Annotated in this window: 14 protein-coding genes; 8 read left to right on the top strand and 6 right to left on the bottom strand. The window is 74.1% G+C overall.

What is annotated here, in order from left to right:
- Window positions 1-31 precede the first annotated feature (31 nt).
- Window positions 32-799, bottom strand: a complete 768-nt coding sequence (locus O145_RS01340; RefSeq protein WP_043558942.1) for an ROK family protein — start codon at window positions 797-799, stop codon at window positions 32-34.
- Window positions 800-1,023: 224 nt separating this feature from the next.
- Between O145_RS01340 and O145_RS01335 the strand changes: the two genes are divergently transcribed.
- The 7 genes from O145_RS01335 to O145_RS01305 all read left to right on the top strand — a co-directional run bounded on the left by O145_RS01335 (window position 1,024) and on the right by O145_RS01305 (window position 8,514).
- Window positions 1,024-1,980: a tRNA pseudouridine synthase A gene (locus tag O145_RS01335; RefSeq protein WP_052374470.1), complete on the top strand. Its 957-nt coding sequence runs from the start codon at window positions 1,024-1,026 to the stop codon at window positions 1,978-1,980.
- Between the two features lie 272 nt (window positions 1,981-2,252).
- On the top strand, window positions 2,253-2,696 hold the full coding sequence (gene rplM / locus O145_RS01330; protein ID WP_043558619.1) for a 50S ribosomal protein L13: 444 nt from the start codon (window positions 2,253-2,255) through the stop codon (window positions 2,694-2,696).
- A gap of 43 nt (window positions 2,697-2,739) precedes the next feature.
- A complete protein-coding gene (rpsI, locus tag O145_RS01325) occupies window positions 2,740-3,234 on the top strand; it encodes a 30S ribosomal protein S9 (RefSeq protein ID WP_043558616.1) in 495 nt (164 codons plus the stop codon).
- Between the two features lie 229 nt (window positions 3,235-3,463).
- Complete coding sequence (locus O145_RS01320; RefSeq protein WP_043558614.1) at window positions 3,464-5,020, top strand: Re/Si-specific NAD(P)(+) transhydrogenase subunit alpha; 1,557 nt, start codon at window positions 3,464-3,466, stop codon at window positions 5,018-5,020.
- A 52-nt stretch (window positions 5,021-5,072) separates the two neighbouring features.
- Window positions 5,073-6,524 (top strand): NAD(P)(+) transhydrogenase (Re/Si-specific) subunit beta, encoded by a 1,452-nt coding sequence (locus O145_RS01315; RefSeq protein WP_229118293.1) that lies wholly within the window; start codon window positions 5,073-5,075, stop codon window positions 6,522-6,524.
- Between the two features lie 68 nt (window positions 6,525-6,592).
- A complete protein-coding gene (locus O145_RS01310; RefSeq protein ID WP_043558613.1) occupies window positions 6,593-7,684 on the top strand; it encodes a daunorubicin resistance protein DrrA family ABC transporter ATP-binding protein in 1,092 nt (363 codons plus the stop codon).
- On the top strand, window positions 7,681-8,514 hold the full coding sequence (locus O145_RS01305) for an ABC transporter permease (RefSeq protein WP_043558612.1): 834 nt from the start codon (window positions 7,681-7,683) through the stop codon (window positions 8,512-8,514). The genes O145_RS01310 and O145_RS01305 overlap by 4 nt, the downstream gene beginning before the upstream one ends.
- Window positions 8,515-8,536: 22 nt before the next feature.
- On the opposite strand, the gene O145_RS01300 is transcribed toward O145_RS01305, so the two are convergent.
- The 4 genes from O145_RS01300 to coaA form a co-directional block, all read right to left on the bottom strand.
- Entirely contained in the window at window positions 8,537-11,842 is a 3,306-nt protein-coding gene (locus tag O145_RS01300) for an ATP-binding protein (RefSeq protein WP_084682289.1), read from the bottom strand.
- On the bottom strand, window positions 11,839-13,200 hold the full coding sequence (gene glmM / locus O145_RS01295; RefSeq protein WP_043558611.1) for a phosphoglucosamine mutase: 1,362 nt from the start codon (window positions 13,198-13,200) through the stop codon (window positions 11,839-11,841). Before glmM ends, O145_RS01300 begins: the two co-directional genes overlap by 4 nt.
- 243 nt (window positions 13,201-13,443) lie before the next feature.
- On the bottom strand, window positions 13,444-14,934 hold the full coding sequence (locus tag O145_RS01290) for a dihydrolipoyl dehydrogenase family protein (RefSeq protein WP_043558609.1): 1,491 nt from the start codon (window positions 14,932-14,934) through the stop codon (window positions 13,444-13,446).
- Window positions 14,935-15,144: 210 nt separating this feature from the next.
- A complete protein-coding gene (gene coaA, locus O145_RS01280) occupies window positions 15,145-16,140 on the bottom strand; it encodes a type I pantothenate kinase (protein ID WP_229118281.1) in 996 nt (331 codons plus the stop codon).
- A gap of 114 nt (window positions 16,141-16,254) precedes the next feature.
- Here coaA and glmS point away from each other — a divergent pair, with 114 nt between their 5' ends.
- On the top strand, window positions 16,255-18,150 hold the full coding sequence (gene glmS, locus O145_RS01275) for a glutamine--fructose-6-phosphate transaminase (isomerizing) (RefSeq protein ID WP_043558605.1): 1,896 nt from the start codon (window positions 16,255-16,257) through the stop codon (window positions 18,148-18,150).
- On the opposite strand, the gene O145_RS01270 is transcribed toward glmS, so the two are convergent.
- Window positions 18,137-18,586, bottom strand: a complete 450-nt coding sequence (locus O145_RS01270) for a holo-ACP synthase (protein WP_084682288.1) — start codon at window positions 18,584-18,586, stop codon at window positions 18,137-18,139. The two genes, glmS and O145_RS01270, sit on opposite strands and share 14 nt — an antisense overlap.
- Between the last annotated feature and the right edge of the window lie 10 nt (window positions 18,587-18,596).

Here is an 18,596-nt window from a genome sequence, read left to right as displayed (position 1 = left end):
GAGCCGGGGGACCGGTGCGTGTGTGCGGGCCTCAGGAGCGGGCCGCGCGAGCCATCTCCCAGCATCGGGCGCCACCGGTCATGCCGGCCTCGTTGGGGACCACGACGACGTCGTCGCCGATCCTGCTGAGCTGGAAGGCGGTGATGCGGCGGGAGTTGCCACCGCCGAGGTACAGGCGGTCCCACAGGTACATGGGCCGCAGCGCATCGACCACCCGCCGCACCCGGCGCGACCAGTGCGCGTCGCCCAGGCGCAGGCGCTCGTGCTCGCCGATGTAGTCGTCATAGGTCAGGCCCCAGCGCACCGGCCCCTGGGAGACCTCGACGTGCGGGGCGAGGATCCCGTTGTCGAAGACCGCGTTGCCCAGCCCCGTCCCCAGCGTCACGATCATCTCGTGCCCGCGGCCCGTGACGACCCCGCACCCCGCCACCTCGGCGTCGTTGAGTATGAGGGAGGGGATCCCGAGGCGGGCGGCGATCGCCTCGCCCATGTCGAAGCGGGCCCACTGCTCGACCAGCTCGGGCAGGACCCGGGACCGGGGGCCGTCCCTGGTGATGTAGTGGGGCGTGGCGATGACGACGCCGTGGCGGATCATGCCCGGCATGCCGACCGTCACCCGGTCGGCCTGGGGCAGCTGCTCGGCCAGGCCCGCGATCGTCTCGACCAGCTTGGCCGGGGGCAGCGGGTAGGGGGTGGGGGTGCGCACGGCGCGGGAGACGATGGCGCCGGCGGCGTCGAGCACCGAGGCCTTGATGCCGCCGCCACCGCAGTCGACGGAGAGCGTGGAGATCGTGGTCACGGGCACGACGCTACCGCGTCGACCGCCCGCGCGCGCCGCCCGCGGGCGCGCCAGATGCCCGGTTCCGACAGCGCGGAGCGCGTCGGGCGGGCCCGCGGCCCCCTTCGCCAAGACCGGTAGATCTCGACAAGAAGAAGAGGGCGGGGGCTGTGGAGCCGAGCGAAGGACGCCTCTTCGCACGCCACCCCCGGACTCAATCGTCCGGACGTGATCGAATGGCCCCTATGACCGAGACCCTTCGCACTGCGGGGGAGCGGGACCCGCGAGTCCTCCGCCTGCGCCTGGACCTGGCCTACGACGGCGCCGCCTTCAGCGGCTGGGCCGCGCAACCGGGCCTGCGCACCGTCGAGGGCGTCCTGACCGACGCCCTGCGCACGGTCCTGCGCTCGCCCGTCAGGCTGACGGTGGCGGGCCGCACCGACGCCGGCGTGCACGCCGCCGCCCAGGTGGCGCACCTGGACGTGAGCCGGGAGGCCTGGGCGGGGCTGCCGGGGCGCTCCGACCGGCCCCCCGGGACCGCCCTGCTCGCCCGCCTGGCCGGGGTCCTGGCGCGCGAGGCCCGCGGCCTGCCCGGCACGCCGCGCGGCGCCTCTGACATCGCGGTCACCGGCGCCCGCGTGGTGCCCGCCGCCTTCGACGCCCGGTTCTCCGCCGTCGGCCGCCGCTACGTCTACCGGATCGCCGACGCCGGTTCGCCGCGCGATCCCGCCCGCCGCGGGCAGGTCCTGTGGGAGGCCGGGCGCCTCGACGTCGACGCCATGGCGGCATCGGCCGCGCCGCTGCTGGGAGAGCACGACTTCCTGTCCTACTGCAGGCCGCGCGCCGGCGCCACGACCATCCGCACCCTGCGCCGCCTGGAGTGGCGGCGGGCGGCCACCGGGGACCCGGGCGGTGACGCCGGACTGGTCGCCCTGACGGTGGAGGCCGACGCCTTCTGCCACTCCATGGTGCGATCCCTGGTCGGGGCCGGCATCGCGGTCGGGCGGGGCCGCAGGCCCCCGGCATGGCCCGCAGCGCTGCTGGCGGCGCGCTCGCGCCGGGACGCCGCGCCGCTCGCCCCGGCCCACGGGCTCACCCTGGAGGCCGTGGACTACCCCGCCGACGACGAGCTGGCGGCGCAGGCCGAGCGCGCGCGGACCCTGCGCGGTCCCGCACGCGGGGGAAGGGGCCGCTGCTGCTGAGGAGGCCGTCTCGCGGGGCTGCCGACGGGCCGTTGCGGGCGCGTGGCGGGATTCACGTGCGGTAACGAGCGGTTCCTTTGACCCCCATCCGGCGCCGCCGGTATCGTATGAGGGCGTCGTGCAGCACGCGATCGCATCCGTGGTGTCGTCCCACTCGCCCGGGTCGCCGGTGCGCCGACCACTCACCTGACCATGGTGGTCTCGTCGTCCAGTGATGCTTCAGCGCTGGTTCCGGCGCGTCCACTCGCCAAAGAGAAACGAAGGCAACGCCCGTGCGCACGTACACACCGAAGCCTGGCGACGTCGAGAAGAACTGGTACGTCATTGACGCCACCGACGTCGTCCTCGGCCGCCTCGCGGCTCAGGCCGCGACCCTGCTCCGTGGGAAGCACAAGCCCCAGTTCGCCCCCAATGAGGACTGCGGCGACTACGTCATCATTGTCAACGCCGACAAGGTCGTCCTGACCAACGGCAAGGCCGACCGGAAGCTCGCCTACCGCCACTCGGGCTATCCTGGCGGCCTCAAGGCGATCTCCTACCGCGACCTGCTGGCGACCCGCCCGGAGCGCGCCGTCGAGAAGGCCGTCAAGGGCATGGTGCCCCACACCAGGCTCGGCCGTGCCCAGCTCAAGAAGCTCAGGGTCTACGCGGGTGCGGAGCACCCGCACGCCTCGCAGAACCCGCAGCCCTTCGAGATCACCCAGGTCGCCCAGTAAGCGCCCCGGCGCCCGGCACCCCGCGACAAGCAAAGGACACATTGTGGCTGAGACCACTGTTGACATCGACGCGCTGGACGAGGAGAACGCCCCCTCCAGCTACACCACCGAGACCACCGGCTCATCCGAGGGCCGTGGCCAGTCCATCACCGCTCCCGGCGCCGGCCTGGGCCGCCGCAAGGAGGCCGTCGCCCGCGTCCGCCTCATCCCCGGCACCGGCCAGTGGACCCTGAACGGCCGCAGCCTGGAGGACTACTTCCCCAACAAGCTGCACCAGCAGCTCGTGCGGGCCCCCTTCACCGTGCTCGACCTCGAGGGCCGTTTCGACGTCATCGCCCGCATCAACGGCGGCGGCGTCTCCGGGCAGGCCGGCGCCCTGCGCCTGGGCATCGCCCGCGCCCTGAACGAGATCGACCGCGACGCCAACCGCGCCACCCTGAAGAAGGCGGGCTTCCTGACCCGCGACGCCCGCGTCGTCGAGCGCAAGAAGGCCGGTCTGCACAAGGCCCGCCGCGCCCCGCAGTACTCCAAGCGCTGATCCGCGCCGGAGACGCCCGGCCGCGCGACAGCGGCGCCCCGCCTTCCCGTCAGCGCGACGGGCGGGCGGGGCGCCGTCGTCCCCTCATGGCCCCGCCCGGGTCATCACGTCCCTATCACGGATATTACCGGCATGTATTGACACGCCCCTTAAAGTTCTCCTCATCCACCCGTGGCGGGGCCGCCGCCCTTGCCGCGGCCCCTTCCACCTGCGGCCACGAGGAGAGGTCATGGACATAGGAGTCCCTCACGAGCAGCCGGAGCAGGCGCCCATTGCCGCCACGCCGCAGTCGGTGGAGAAGCTGGTCTCCCTGGGGTACACGGTCCGTGTCGAGCGCGGCGCCGGGACCGTCGCCCACATCCCCGACGACGACTACCGGGAGGCGGGCGCGGACCTGGTCGATGCGGAGGCGGCATGGGGGTGCGAGGTGGTCCTGGCCGCCCACACGCCGTCGAACCGGGAGCTGGGCCTCATGCGCCGCGGCGCGGTGCTCATCAGCAGGTTGGACCCGGCCCGTCGCCCCGGGCTGCTGGAGAACCTGAGGGCGCGCGACCTCACCGCGCTCGCGGTGGACGCCGTGCCGCGCCTGTCCCGGGCCCAGGCCATGGACGTGCTCTCCTCCCAGGCGAACCTGGCCGGCTACCGCGCCGTCATCGAGGCCGCGGCGCACCTGGGCCGCCCCCTGGGAGGGCAGGTGACGGCGGCGGGCAAGTTCGAGCCCGCGCGCGTCTACGTCATCGGCGCCGGCGTGGCGGGGCTGGCCGGGATCGGCGCCGCCCGTTCGCTGGGCGCCGTCGTGCGCGGCACCGACGTGCGCCCCGAGGTCGCCGAGCAGGTGGAGTCCATGGGCGCGAGCTTCGTCCCCCTGCCCGCCGCGCAGGAGGAGTCCCGGGACGGCTACGCCACCGAGATGGCCGCCGACCAGGCCGCCGCCGCTGCCGCCCTGTACGCCGACGAGGCCGCGCAGGCCGACGTGGTCATCACCACGGCAGCCATCCCCGGGCGCCGGGCCCCGCTGCTGCTCGACCGGGAGGCGGTCGAGGGCATGCGGCCGGGCTCTGTCGTCATCGACATGGCCGCGGGCACGGGCGGCAACACCGAGCTGACGGTCCCCGGCCGGGTGGTCACCACCGGGGGCGGCGTCGCCGTCGTCGGCCTCACCGACCTGGCCTCCCGCCTGCCGCTGCAGTCCTCCCTGCTCTACAGCCAGAACCTCGTCAACCTGCTGGACCTGATGACCCCGGCCGGGGACGGGGCGCTCGCGCTGGACCTGGACGACGAGGTGGTCCGCACCATCACCGTCTGCCATGACGGCGAGATCCTGTGGCCGCCGCCGCCCGTGAGCGTGTCGGCCGCTCCGAGCGCCGCCGGCGGGCCCGCCGAGGCCGAGCAGCCCGGCGGACCTGACGCGGCCGAGGCGCCGGTCGCGCAGGACCGGCCCCGCTCCCGCCGACGCCGGATCGTGCTCGGGCTCGTCGTCGCCCTGGCCGCCGCCCTCGTCCTCATCACCCCGGCGGCGGCCACCAGCCACTACATCGTGCTCGCGCTGTCGATCATCCTGGGCTTCCACGTCATCTCGAACGTCACCCCCGCCCTGCACACGCCGCTGATGTCGGTGACCAACGCCATCTCGGGCATCATCCTGCTCGGCGCGATCTCGCAGATCGGCAACGCGGACCCGCGCATCGCCGCCGTCGCCTTCGCGGCGACCGTGCTGGCCACCATCAACGTCTTCGGCGGCTTCGCGGTCACGCACCGCATGCTCGCCATGTTCAGGAAGGGCTGAGACCGTGCCGACCGCGCTGACTGCGCTGACTGCGCTGACCGTGCCGACCGCGCTGACCGTGCCGGCTGAGCCGACCGTGTCCGCCACGGGCCTCGCCTCCCCGATCGCCCTGGCCTACGTGGCCGCCGCCATCCTGTTCATCCTCGCGGCCGCCGGACTGTCCCGGCACGAGACGGCCGTGGCCGGCAACGTCGCCGGCGCGTTCGGCATGGCGGTCGCCGTCGCCGCCGTGGCCGGACTGACCCTGGCCACCGGGCCCGGGCAGGGCGTCGTCGTCACCGCCCTCCTCATCGCCCTGGCGCTGGGCCTGGGCGCGGTCATCGGGCTGGTGCTCGCCGGACGGGTCGCCATGACCGGCATGCCCCAGCTCATCGCCGTCCTCAACGGCCTGGTGGGGCTGGCCGCCGTGCTCGTCGGGTACAGCTCCTACGTCCAGCCCGACCCTCTGGCCGAGTCGCTGGGCGCCTTCCACCTGGGGGAGGTGTTCCTGGGCGTCTTCGTGGGGGCGGTGACCTTCACTGGCTCGGTGCTCGCCGCCCTCAAGCTCGCCGGTCGCATCCCGGGGCGACCGCTGACGCTGCCGGGGCGCAACCTGCTCAACCTGCTCGTGCTGGTGGCGTGCCTGGGGCTCATGGTCGCCTTCGTGGTCCTGCCGCAGGGCTCGAGGGCCGCCTGGACGTGCCTGGCGGTCATGACGGCGCTCGCCCTCCTGCTGGGAATCCACCTGGTGGTCGCCATCGGCGGCGGCGACATGCCGGTGGTGGTGTCCATTATGAACTCCTACTCGGGATGGGCCTCGGCCTTCACCGGCTTCATGGTCAACAATGACCTGCTCATTATCACCGGCGCGCTGGTGGGCTCCTCGGGCGCCTACCTGTCCTACCTCATGTGCCGGGCCATGAACCGCTCCTTCGTCTCCGTGCTGCTGGGCGGCTTCGGAACCGACTCCGGCGCCCCAGCCCGGGGTGACGGGCAGCAGGGCGCGGTCCACCGGACCGACCCCTCCCGCGTGGCCCATGACCTGCAGGCGGCACGGCGCGTCGTCGTCACCCCCGGGTACGGGATGGCGGTGGCCCAGGCGCAGTACCCCGTCGCCACGCTCGCCGAGATGCTGCGGGGCGAGGGGATCGAGGTCGCCTTCGGCATCCACCCCGTCGCCGGGCGCCTTCCCGGGCACATGAACGTGCTCCTGGCCGAGGCGAAGGTCCCCTACGACATCGTCCTGGAGATGGACGAGATCAATGACGACTTCGGCAGGGTCGACATCGTCCTGGTCATCGGCGCCAACGACACCGTCAACCCCGCGGCCGAGGAGCCCGGCTCGCCGATCGCCGGCATGCCGGTGCTGCGCGTGTGGGAGGCCGCACAGGTCGTGGTGTTCAAGCGCTCCATGGCCACCGGCTACGCGGGCGTGCAGAATCCGCTGTTCCTCAAGGAGAACACCTCCATGCTCTTCGGCGACGCCAAGGAGACGGTGGAGGCGATCATCCGGGCCCTGGAGTGAGCGGGCGGGGGCACCCGTGAAGCCGGGGCGAAGGCGGTCTGAAACCGCGGGGGCCCACCCTCGTGGGTATGACAGCTCAGACAGCAACGCAGACATCGCCTTCCCGGGCGTCCTCGCCGCCGGCCGTCGAGACCGACGGCCTGACCCGCACCTTCGGCTCCTTCACAGCCGTCGACTCCCTGGACCTGACGATCCCCACCGGCATCGTCTACGGCCTGCTCGGCCCCAACGGCGCCGGCAAGTCCACGGCCCTGCGCATGATCACCACGCTGCTGGCGCCCAGCGGCGGCAGCGCCCGGGTCCTGGGGCACGACGTCGTGGCCGAGCGCCACGCCGTGCGCAGCGTCATTGGGGTGACCGGCCAGTACGCCAGCGTCGACGAGATACTCACCGGGGTTGAGAACCTCCGGCTCTTCGGCCGCCTGCTGGGGCTGGGCCGGCGCCGGGCGCGCGAGCGGGCCGATGAGCTGCTGGCCTCCTTCGCCCTGACCGAGGCCGGCGGCAAGCGGGTCAGCGGCTACTCCGGCGGCATGCGACGCCGGCTCGACCTGGCCGTCTCGCTCATCGCCGCACCTCCGCTGGTCTTCCTCGACGAGCCCACCACCGGGTTGGACCCGCGCACCCGCGAGCAGATGTGGGACGTCATCCGCTCCCTGGTGGCCGGCGGCTCCACCATCCTGCTGACCACCCAGTACCTGGAGGAGGCCGACCGGCTGGCCCACCGCATCGGCATTGTCGACGACGGCCGGCTCATCGCCGAGGGCACGGCCGACGAGCTCAAGGACCGGGTGGGCAGCAGCGCCCTCGTCCTGACCCCGGCCGCGCCCGGCGGCCGGGCCGCCACCGCCGCGATCATCGAGCGGGTGACCGGCCGCGCCCCCGCGATCATCGACCAGGGCGCCCGCCTCCAGACGCCCCTGAGCGAGGCGGCCGTGGCCACCGAGGTGCTCGTGGCCCTGCGCGACGCCGGCCTGCCGCCCAGGACCGTCTCGGTGGACCGCCCCAGCATGGACTCGGTCTTCATGGCCCTGACCGGCGGGCCCCGGGATCACTCCGAGGAGGAGCCCCCGGCGCCAGCCGGGCCCTTGGTCCCCGCGCCGTCATCGTCCGCCGCGCGCCCCTCATCCGCCCGCCCCTCCGAGAACCGGGAGCAGTCATGACCTCCACCGCCTCTACGACCGCAACCGCCCCCACGACCGCCTACCGCCCCGCCGCCTCCCGCTTCAGCGAGGCGCGACTGGTCCCGGACACCGCCGCCATGGCCTGGCGCTCCCTGATCACCATGGTGCGCAACCCCGGGGAGTCCTACGACATCCTCATCCAGCCGGTGATCTTCACCGTCATGTTCGGTCAGCTCTTCGGCGGGGCCATCGCCGGGGACGTCAAGGCCTACCTGCCCACGATCGTCTCCGGCCTGGTGATCATCAACGCGCTCACCACCAGCCAGAGCGTGGGCGTGGACCTGCGCGAGGACATGGACAAGGGGGTCTTCGACCGCTTCCGCACCATGCCGATGTCGCGCATCGCCCCGGTTCTGGGCCCCATGGTGGCCGACGTGCTGCGCTACCTCATCTGCACCTCGCTGACGATCGCCACCGGCGCGGTCATGGGCTACCGCCCGGTCAACGGCTGGTCGGGAGCCGCCGGCGCCGTCGTCCTGGCCGGCGGCTGCGCCTGGGCCATCGCCTGGGGGTTCCTGTTCCTGGGGACGCTCTTCTCCTCGTCGCAGGCGGTCACCTCCTTCGCGGTGATCGTCCTGTTCCCCCTGACCTTCCTGTCCAACGCCATGGTGCCCACCTCGACGCTGCCGGGCTGGCTCAAGGCCTTCACCCGCAACAACCCGGTCTCGCACATTGTGGGCGGCTGCCGCTACCTGCTGGACGGGACGGGCTCGGCGGCCGACGTGCGCTCGGCCATCATCGGCTCGCTCCTGGTCCTGGCCGTCATGGCCCCGTGGACGATCGCCCGCTACCAGCGGCGCAACGCCTGATCCGGGGTCCTCGCGGGCCCGCTCAGCCGGCCTCGTCCGCCAGACGGCGGGCGAGGCCGGCCGCGCGGGTGAGCAGCCGGGCGCGGTCCAGGTGCCGCGCCCGCTCCTCGGCCACGGCCATTGCCCGGTCGTCCAGCGCCCGGGCGCGGGTGCGCAGGTAGCCGTGGGAGAGCAGGCGGCAGGTCTGGTTGGTGCCCACGGCCAGGGCGGTGGCCACCAGCTCGGCGCCGGCGGCCCTCCGGTCCGCACCCCGGCTCCCGTCCCAGCCCGCCGGGCCCTCCTCCTGCCCGGCGCCCGCCATGACCGACAGCCCCACGGCCGCGGCGAAGGCCATGACGGCGGGCACGTCGCGCTGCCGGGGGGCGGGATCGGCCAGCATGTCGCGCAGGAGGGGCACGGCCCGGGCGCGGATGCCGGAGGCGTCGAGCTCCGCCGCGTCGTCCCGATCGAGCTCGACGTCGGTGACCAGGCACATGCCCAGGATGTAGAGCTCCCACGGGGACCCCGCGCCCATAATGGTGCGCCACCTCCCGGCGTAGCGCATGCTCTCACGCTGGATGAGGGCGGCCTCGCGGGTGCGCCCCTGAACCAGCTCCAGCTCGCCGCTGACGGACCGGGCCACGAAGCGCAGGGTGCCGGGCAGGCCGGTGAGGTCGGTCGAGGCCAGGAGGCCGGCGGCCAGGTCCGCATGAGGGCTGGCACAGACCTGGCAGTAGGCCCTCTCCAGCTGTAGTGCCTCCCGGTAGGAGGCGCCCCAGGCCGGCAGCAGGCGGTCCACCAGCGCCAGCGCCCGGGCGCACTCGTCGGCCACCTGCCCGTACCTGCCCAGTGTCATGAGCACCTGGAGGCGGCTGGCGCTCAGCTCGAGCAGGTAGATCCCGGCCAGGTCCGCTCCCCGCAGCCGGCCGCGGAGCGTCTCGACGACATCCAGGGCGGCCTGCGGCCTGCCCTCGTTCTCCAGCTGGGCGGACAGGCAGCGGCCGGCGATCCAGGCCACCCACGGGTCGGCGTCGTCGATGAGATCCGGCCACTGCCGGGCCGGGGAGCGCAGGAAGCGCCGAACCCGCGCCATCGGCCCCTCGCCGTCAAAGGAGCAGGGCAGGTCCTCGCGGACCCGCGCGGGCAGCGGGCCCAGCAGGCCGGAGAGGCCGGCGTGGAGGGCCATGACGGTGAGCCGGGCCTCGTTGCCGCGCGGGCTCCGGGCCGGCAGCGCGGCCAGCTCGACCAGGCGCGGCGCGTAGTCGGCCAGGCGGTCATAGCTCCAGGTGACGCTCCACAGCCGCATGAGGGCGGCGCCGATGAGGCAGGCGGCGTCCGAGTCGTCGTCCCGGCCGGGGCCGCCGGCCGCCACCTGCTGCAGCACGTGCTCGAGCTCCTGGACCACGACGGCCTCGTCGTCGATCAGCTGCTGGAAGACGCGGTTCTGCCGCTCGGCCTGCGGGCTGTTAATGTCGCCGAAGCCGCCCGCTCCCAAGGGCAGGCGGACCTCGGAGCACACTGCGACCACCCAGTCGTGCAGGCGGCGCCGGGCGGCCGCCTCGCCGCCGGAGCCGGCCAGCCGGGCCAGGGCGAAGTCCCTGACGGTGACGAGCATGTGGAAGCGGGGGATGCCGCGGTCGCGCACATTGAGCAGGCAGTGGCCCGCCAGGGCGTCGAGGACGTCGGCGGCCCCGGGCCCGACGAGGGCCTCGGCGGCGGCGAGGGTGAAGCCGTCGGGCAGCAGCGCCAGGCTCGCCAGGCCGCGGCGCTCGGAATCGTCGAGCAGGTCCCAGGACCAGGCGATGACGGCTCTCAGGGTGCGCTGGCGTGCCGGGGCGTCGCGCGCGCCCGCCAGCAGCCCCGGGCGCCCGGGCAGCCGGGCGGCGATCTGGCCCACGGACAGGGTGCGGGTCCGGGCGGCCGCCAGCTCGATGGCCAGGGGGATGCCCTCCAGGCGGCCCAGGAGCTCCTCGAGGTCCGCCTCGTCGATCATCTGGTCGGGCCGGGCGGCCAGGGCGCGGGCCCGGAAGAGACCGGCGCTGGAGGCGGGGTCCAGGGGCTCCAGACGGTGGACGCGCTCCGCGCCCAGGTCCAGCCGACGGCGCGAGGTGGCCAGCACCCGCAGGTCCGCGCAGGTCGCCAGGAGCGGGCCGACGAGGTCGGCCACCTCCTCCGCCAGGTGCTCGCAGTTGTCCAGGACGAGGAGCGTCCCCGGGGCGGCCAGGGCGGCGGTCAGCGACCTGCGCGCCTCGGCGTCGGCGACCGGCGGGCTCCCCAGCGCGTCGAGCAGGACCCGCACCAGGTCGGCCCCAGGGACGACGTCGGCCAGGGCGACGACGTACACGGCGGGGCGGCGGCTGCGGGCCGCCACGGCCTGGGCGAGCGTGGTCTTCCCGACGCCGCCCGGCCCGGTGATGGTGACCAGGCGGCGGGTGCTCAGGGCCTTGCCGACGGCCGCGACGTCGCCCTCGCGGCCCAGGAAGTGGTCGGGCGCGGGCTCCAGCCCACGGCGCACCGGGTTCTCCGCGGCCAGGGCCGCCTCGTGGGCGGCGCGCACCGCCGGACCGGGCACGGCCCCCCGCTCGCGCAGACGCAGGCGGTAGCCCTCGTAGATCTCCAGGGCGGCCGCGGGCGAGCGCGTCCAGGCCTCGGCGCGCATGAGCGCGGCCAGGACGGTCTCGTCTCCGGGATCGTCCTCGACGGCGGCGCGCAGCAGGGGCGCCGCCCGCCAGTGCTCGCCGGTGGCCTCCAGGGCGAGGGCGCGTGCGCGCCCTGCGGCCGCGGCGTGGGCGGCGGCGCGCTCGCGGAGCCGGGCCAGGGGGCCCGGCGGGAGGGCGCCGCCGGCGCGCCGCGAGCCCGCTCGCGTCGTCGGCCGGCGGGGAGGGCCCTGGGCCGGGGCGGCTACGGCCCCGCCCTCGGGCGGGCGGGGCAGGCCGTCCGTCAGCTCCAGGACCCGGGACCACCGGCCCGCCGCGGCGCAGGCGCGGGCCGCCTCGGCCCGGGCAGCCAGGTCGCGGGCATCGACGTCCGCGGCGGCGAGGGCCAGCCGGTAGCCGCCGTCGACGCGCTCGACCACGCCGTCCCCCACCAGGGCGCGCACGCGGGAGACGACGACGTGCAGGGCCCGCAGCGGGCGCGCCGGGGCGTCCTCGGGCCACAGGGCCTCAATGATCGCGCCGTCGCCCATACGGGCCCCCTCGCAGTCCGCCAGGGCGGCGAGGAGACCGAGGGGACGGCCGCTGAGCGCCCTGCCGCGCCAGGCCGGCTCGGCCCCCAGCAGGGACAGCGGGTAGGCGGAGGGCTCCCGGGGCCCGGAGCCGCCGCCGGCCCCGGGGCGCGCGGGGCTCACAGGGCGAGGTTGGCCTTCACGACCTCGGCCAGGGAGCGGGCCACGGAGTCCGCCTCGTCCTGGGTGGCGGCCTCCACCATGACGCGCACGAGCGGCTCGGTGCCGCTGGGGCGCAGCAGGACGCGCCCGGTCTCGCCGAGCCCGGCCTCGGCGTCGGCGACGGCGTCCTGGACGGCCTGGTTGGTGCCCGCGGCGGCCTTGTCGACGCCCTTGACGTTGATGAGGGTCTGGGGCAGGCGCGTGACAATGCTCGCCAGCTCGGCCAGGGTCTTGCCGGTGCGCTTGAGGCGGGCGGCGACCCGCAGGGAGGTGAGCACCCCGTCCCCGGTGGTGGCGTGGATGGTGTCGATGACGTGGCCGGACTGCTCGCCGCCCAGGGTGAAGCCTCCCTGAAGCATCTTCTCCAGCACGTAGCGGTCGCCCACGCCAGTCTGGATGATGCGGATGCCGTGCTCTCGCATGGCCAGGAGGAGGCCGAGGTTGCTCATGACGGTCACCACGAGCGTGTCGGAGCCGAGCGTGCCGTCGGCCTTCATGCCCACGGCGAGCATGCCCATGATCTGGTCGCCGTCGACGAGGTTGCCCTCGGTGTCGACGGCCAGGCAGCGGTCGGCGTCGCCGTCGTAGGCCACGCCCATGTCGGCGCCCACGGAGCGCACGTAGCTCTGGAGCTGCTCGGGGTGGGTGGAGCCGCAGTCGGCGTTGATGTTGAGGCCGTCCGGGGAGGCGTTGATGGCGATGACCTCGGCCCCGGCGGCGCGCAGGGCGGCGGGACCGACATTGCTGGCGGCGCCGTTGGAGGCGTCCACGACGATGCGCAGCCCCGACAGGTCGGTGGCCACGGAGTCCACGAGGTGGTTGATGTAGTTCCGGTCGGCGACCGTCTCGCCCTTGACGACGCGGCCCACGCCGGCGCCGGTCGGCAGGTCCTCGACCTTGCCCAGCAGGGACTCGATCTCGTCCTCGACGGCGTCCTCGAGCTTGTAGCCGCCGCGGGCGAAGAACTTGATGCCGTTGTCCTGGAAGGGGTTGTGGGAGGCGGAGATCATGACGCCCAGGTCGATGTCCTGCGTGGCGGTCAGGTGGGCGATGGCCGGGGTGGGCAGGACGCCGACACGGGTGACGTCGACCCCCGAGGAGGCCAGGCCCGCGCTGATGGCGTGGTCGAGGAACTCGCCGCTGGCGCGCGTGTCGCGGCCGACGATGGCGCGCGGACGCCCGGAGCGGGAGCGCTTGGAGGCCGGGGTGTCCCGGGTCAGGACGCGGGCCGCGGCCTCTCCGAGCTGGACGGCCAGGGCCGGGGTGAGCAGGTCGTTGGCCAGGCCTCGCACGCCGTCAGTGCCGAAGAGTCGTGTCATGAGCGGATTCCTCCTGTGCGATAGGTGTCGCGAACACCCCACATCCTTCCACGTGCGCGCGGGTGCCGACGGACACTGATGGGTGCAGATGGGTACTGAGACGCGGAGGCGGCGACTGCAGGAGACGCACGATGCCCCTGGGGCCGAAGCGGTGCGAGTGGTGCGTGTGAGCGCCCGCCGGGCGACCGGCGCGCCGCACGCGCCCGCGGGCCGACCGCCCCGCGCCCGGGGCTCCGGCCGGCGCTACTGGCCGGGGTGGAGAATGTCGGCGGGCAGGGACTCGATGAGGCGTAGCCAGATCTCGCTGGCGGTGGGGTAGGCCGGCACGGCGTGGCGCAGCAGCGGGATCGGGACCTTGGCCGTGATGGCGATGGTGGCGGCGTGGATGAGCTCTCCGGCCTCCGGCCCCACGAAGGTGGCGCCCACGACGGTGCGGCTGGCGCGGTCCACCACGAGACCCGCCTCCCCCTGGGCGTCGTCGCGCAGCAGGACGGCGCCGGCGGCGGAGGTGTAGGCGACGCGCGCGGTGACGATGTTCATGCCCGCGTCGCGCGCCTGCGCCTGCGTCAGCCCGCTGGAGGCCACCTGCGGGTCGGTGAAGACCACCTGGGGGATCGGGACGTCGGTGGGCACCGGCTCGGGCGCCCACCCGGCGGCGCGCGCCCCGATCCGCTCGCCCACGATCCGGGCCTGGTACTTGCCCATGTGGGTCAGCGTCGCCTGGCCGCTGGCGTCCCCCACCGCGTAGAGCCACTCCGGGAGCATGCCGGCGACGACGTCGTCGGGGCTCAGCCCCACCGTGTCCAGGCCGACTCCGCTCAGGGCGGGCCTGCGCCCGGTGGAGACCAGGACCTCGTCGGCGTCGAAGACCTCCTGGCCGCAGGCCACGCGCACCGCGCCGCCGTGGAGGCGGCCCAGGCCGCGGTCGGTGGCCTGGATCCGCTCGCAGGAGGACACCCGGGCCCCGGCGACCACCCTGATGCCGCGCTCGGTCAGGGCCTCGGTGACGATCTTCGAGGCGAAGAGCTCGGCCCTGCTCAGCAGGCGCGGCCCCCGCACCAGCATGGTCACCGTGCTGCCCAGAGCGGACATCCAGGTCGCGGCCTCGCAGGCCACCACGCCGCCGCCGACGATGACGAGCCGGCTGGGCACCTCCTGAACGGCCGTCACGTCGCGGGACCCCCACGCGTGCACGCCCTGCAGCTCGGGGGGGATGACGGGGTGCGAGCCGGTGGCCAGGACGACGGCGTGGCGGGCCTCCAGCAGGCGCAGGCCCTCGGGCGTGCTCACCACCACCCGGCGCTCCCCGTCCAGGCGCGCCCAGCCGCGTATCACGTCGATGCCCGCGCTGGCCGCCCAGAACACCTGCCCGGCGTCGTCGTAGCGGGACACCCACGTGTCACGGCGCTCGAGCAGCCCGGGCACCGAGATCCTGGCGGCCTCCAGGCCCGTGAGGTGGGCGCTGGCGGCGGCCACCTCCAGGGGGCGGAGCAGGGCCTTGCTCGGCATGCAGGCGTAGTACGAGCACTCCCCGCCCACCAGCCCGCCCTCAATGAGCACGGCGCTCAGTCCGCTTCCCTGGGTGGCGTACTGGGCGACGTTCTCCCCGGCCGGGCCCGCGCCGATGACCACGACGTCGTAAACGTTGCGGCCGTCGTGGGCGCCGGCCGGCCGGGGGCCGGAGGACGTGTTATCACCCGGGTTATTGCTGCTGATATCGGCGGTGCTGCTCATGGCGCCGATACTGTCACACGCAAGCGGTTTTCAGGCTGAGCCGTGCCGTTGTTATGTCGTGGGACTTGGTCGGTTTCAACATGGGGCGCTCTTGAGCGCGGACTCGGCCGTGGGGCGGAAATGGGCAGTGGTTCCGAGGGGGCGGGGGAATGCGCGGCGCCGCCGGGGCGGCGCCGACCCGGCGGCACCCAGACAGTATTCGGGCAGGACTCAGATCTTACGCAGCAGAACCCGGTGCATATGGTGCTGGGAGTCCTTGTGCAGCACCAGGGTGGCCCGCCCCCGGGTCGGAGCGATGTTCTCGCGCAGATTGACCAGGTTGATGCTCTCCCAGACCTCGTTGGCCGCGGCCACGGCGATGTCGTCGCGGATAGTGGCATAGCGCTGGAAATAGGAGCCCGGTTCTCTGAAGGCCGTGCGCTTGAGCGTGAGGAACCGGTCGAGGTACCAGCGGCGGATATCCTCGGGGTCGGCGTCCACGTAGATGGAGAAGTCGATGAAATCGCTGACGGCCAGCGCCGGGGCGTCCGCCTCGCGCTCCGCCGGGCCGGATCCGCGGTCGACCCGGCGGGGGCGCGGCGCCGGCTGGAGGACGTTGAGCCCCTCCAGCACCAGGACGTCGGGCCGCTCGACCACGACGGAGCCCCCGGGCACGATGTCGTAGACGGTGTGCGAGTACACCGGCGCCTCGACCCGCTCGGCCCCCGACTTGACCGCCGCGACGAAGTCGAGCAGGGCCCGCCGGTCGTAGGACTCCGGGAAGCCCTTGCGGGCGCTGAGCCCGCGCTCCTCCAGCACCGCGTTGGGCAGCAGGAAGCCGTCGGTGGTCACCAGCGTGACCTGCGGGGTCTGGGGGAAGCGGGCCAGCAGGTGGGCGATGAGGCGGGCCGTCGTCGACTTGCCCACCGCCACCGAGCCGGCCACGGCGATGACGAAGGGCGTCGGGTGCGGGCCCACCCCCAGGAAGTCCGAGATGCGCCGGGCCCGCTCGCGGGAGGTGGCGATGTAGTCCTCCAGCAGCGCCGTCAACGGCCGGTAGACGACGTCGACCTCCGCCAGGTCGATCGGGTCCCCCAGGCCCCGCAGCTTCTCGACGTCGGCCTGGGTCAGGGGCAGGGGAGTGGTCGAGGCGAGTGCGCGCCACTGGTTGCGGCTGAACTCGATGTAGGGGGACGGCGCGGAGCTCACCGCCCAAGTCTGACGCATCCGCACGGGCGCCGCTCAGGCGCGAGCACCGTGCGCCCCGGAATGCCGCAGGTCTCACGTGATACGGAGGATGACCCGTTGTCTCGTGGGGGCGGGCGTGATTCCATCATCCCCATGTGTGGAATTGTCGGCCATGTCGGCCCCCCGACCCCGTCCGAGCGCTCCCTGGCCGTCCTCATGGACGGCCTGGGGCGCCTGGAGTACCGCGGCTACGACTCCGCCGGCGTCGCCCTCGTGGGCCCCGGCGGGCTCGACGTCGTCAAGGCCGCGGGCAAGCTCGACAACCTGCGCGGGGCGCTGGCGGCCGCCCCGCCTCCCCCCGCGGTCTGCGGCATCGGCCACACGCGCTGGGCGACCCACGGCGGCCCGACGACGGTCAACGCCCACCCGCACCGGGCCGGCAGCGTCGCCGTCGTCCACAACGGCATCATTGAGAACTTCCGCTCCCTGCGCGCCGAGGTGGAGGCAGCCGGCCGCGAGCTGCTGTCGGCCACCGACACCGAGGTCGTCGCCCACCTGCTCGACCTCGACCTGGCCGCCCGCCTCGACGCCGCCGGCGAGGCCCTGGAGGAGGCCGGCGTCGCCGCCCTGCTCGTGGAGTCCATGCGCGCGGTCACCTCCCGCCTGGAGGGCGCCTTCGCGCTCCTGGCCGTCACGTCTCTGGCCCCCGGCGCCATCGTCGCCGCCCGCCGCTCCAGCCCCCTGGTCATCGGCCTGGGCGAGGGCGAGAACTTCCTGGGCAGCGACGTGGCCGCCTTCGTCGCCTTCACCAGGCGCGCCGCCGAGGTCGACGACGACCAGGTCCTGCTGCTGACCGCCGACGAGGTCCGCGTGTGGGACGCCGACGGGACCGCCGTCGAGCCCGCCGCCTGGGAGGTCTCCTGGGACGCCTCGGCCGCCGTCAAGGGCGGCTACGAGACCTTCATGGACAAGGAGATCCACGACCAGCCCACCGCCGTGGCCGACACCCTGCGCGGACGCGTGAACGAGGCGGGCGACCTCATCCTGGACGAGATGCGCATCGAGGCCTCCGTGCTGCGCAGCGTGGACAAGATCATCGTCGTCGCCTGCGGCACCGCCGCCTACGCCGGGCACGTCGCCAAGTACGCCATCGAGCACTGGTGCCGCATCCCCGTCGAGATCGAGCTCGCCCACGAGTTCCGCTACCGCGACCCCATTGTGAGCGAGAAGACCCTCACCGTGGCCATCTCCCAGTCCGGGGAGACCATGGACACCATCCAGGCGGTGCGCCACGCCCGCGAGCAGGGCTCGCGCGTCCTGGCGATCGTCAACACCTACGGCTCGACCATCGCCCGCGAGGCCGACGCCGTCCTGTACACCCACGCCGGGCCGGAGGTCGCCGTGGCCTCCACCAAGGCCTTCCTCGCCCAGATCACCGCCTGCTACCTGCTGGGCCTCTACCTGGCCCAGCTGCGCGGCAACAAGTGGCACGACGAGGTCGCCGACTACCTGGCCCAGCTCGAGCGGATGCCCGCCAGGATCCAGCGGCTCCTGAACGAGCAGGAGGAGGACGTCCAGGAGCTCGGCGCGATGCTGGCGGACCGGGCCTCCTTCCTCTTCCTGGGGAGGCACGTCGGCTTCCCCGTCGCCCTGGAGGGGGCGCTCAAGCTCAAGGAGGTCGCCTACGTCCACGCCGAGGGCTTCGCCGCCGGCGAGCTCAAGCACGGCCCCATCGCCCTGGTGGAGGACGGCCTGCCGGTCTTCGTCATCGTGCCCACGCCGCGCCGCCCCGTCCTGCACGACAAGGTCATCTCCAACATCCAGGAGGTCCGCGCCCGCGGCGCCCGCACCATTGTCATCGCCGAGGAGGGCGACGAGGCGGTCACGCCCTTCGCCGACCACGTCATCCGCGTCCCGGCCACGCCGACGCTCATGTGGCCGCTGCTCACGGTCGTCCCGCTGCAGATCTTCGCGGCCGCCCTGGCCAAGGCCAAGGGCCTGGACGTCGACCAGCCGCGCAACCTGGCCAAGTCCGTCACCGTGGAGTGACGGGGGCGCCCGGCGCGGCACGGCTCCCCGGGGCGTCCGGACCCTCGCCACCGCCCTCGGCGATGACGAAGGCGAGGGCCCGGCCGTCGTCGTGCGTCAGGGACAGGCGCCAGCCGGCGACCCCCAGCCCGGCCGCGGTGGCCCGCGCGACCCCGTGCAGGGCCAGCCGCGGCGGGGCGCCGGGGGCGGAGACGACCTCGACGTCGGTGTAGCGCCAGCCGCTCGGCGCGCCCCGGCCCGCCTCCGCCAGGGCCGAGCCGAGCGCCTTGACCACCGCCTCCTTGGCCGCGAACCGGCCCGCCAGGCAGGCGGCGCGCCCGGCGCAGGCGGCGCGCTCCCGGGGGGTGAAGAGGCGCCCGGCCAGTGCCGGGACGGATACGAGGCGGGCCTCCAGCCTCCCGACGGCGACCAGGTCCGTGCCGATTCCCAGAATCACACCCGCCAGT

The sequence above is a fragment of the Actinomyces israelii DSM 43320 genome (assembly GCF_000711965.1).
Taxonomy (GTDB): Bacteria; Actinomycetota; Actinomycetes; order Actinomycetales; family Actinomycetaceae; genus Actinomyces; species Actinomyces israelii.
The sequence above is the reverse complement of the archived record's forward strand: the minus strand, read 5'-3'. Positions and strand labels throughout refer to the sequence as shown.

Bases quoted from the DNA above. Each gene is read 5' to 3' on its own strand.
- glmS (WP_043558605.1), top strand. From the start codon at position 16,255: ATGTGTGGAATTGTCGGCCATGTCGGCCCCCCGACCCCGTCCGAGCGC.
- O145_RS01320 (WP_043558614.1), top strand. From the start codon at position 3,464: ATGGACATAGGAGTCCCTCACGAGCAGCCGGAGCAGGCGCCCATTGCC.
- O145_RS01335 (WP_052374470.1), top strand. From the start codon at position 1,024: ATGACCGAGACCCTTCGCACTGCGGGGGAGCGGGACCCGCGAGTCCTC.
- O145_RS01310 (WP_043558613.1), top strand. From the start codon at position 6,593: ATGACAGCTCAGACAGCAACGCAGACATCGCCTTCCCGGGCGTCCTCG.
- O145_RS01290 (WP_043558609.1), bottom strand. From the start codon at position 14,934: ATGAGCAGCACCGCCGATATCAGCAGCAATAACCCGGGTGATAACACG.
- coaA (WP_229118281.1), bottom strand. From the start codon at position 16,140: ATGCGTCAGACTTGGGCGGTGAGCTCCGCGCCGTCCCCCTACATCGAG.
- O145_RS01305 (WP_043558612.1), top strand. From the start codon at position 7,681: ATGACCTCCACCGCCTCTACGACCGCAACCGCCCCCACGACCGCCTAC.
- glmM (WP_043558611.1), bottom strand. From the start codon at position 13,200: ATGACACGACTCTTCGGCACTGACGGCGTGCGAGGCCTGGCCAACGAC.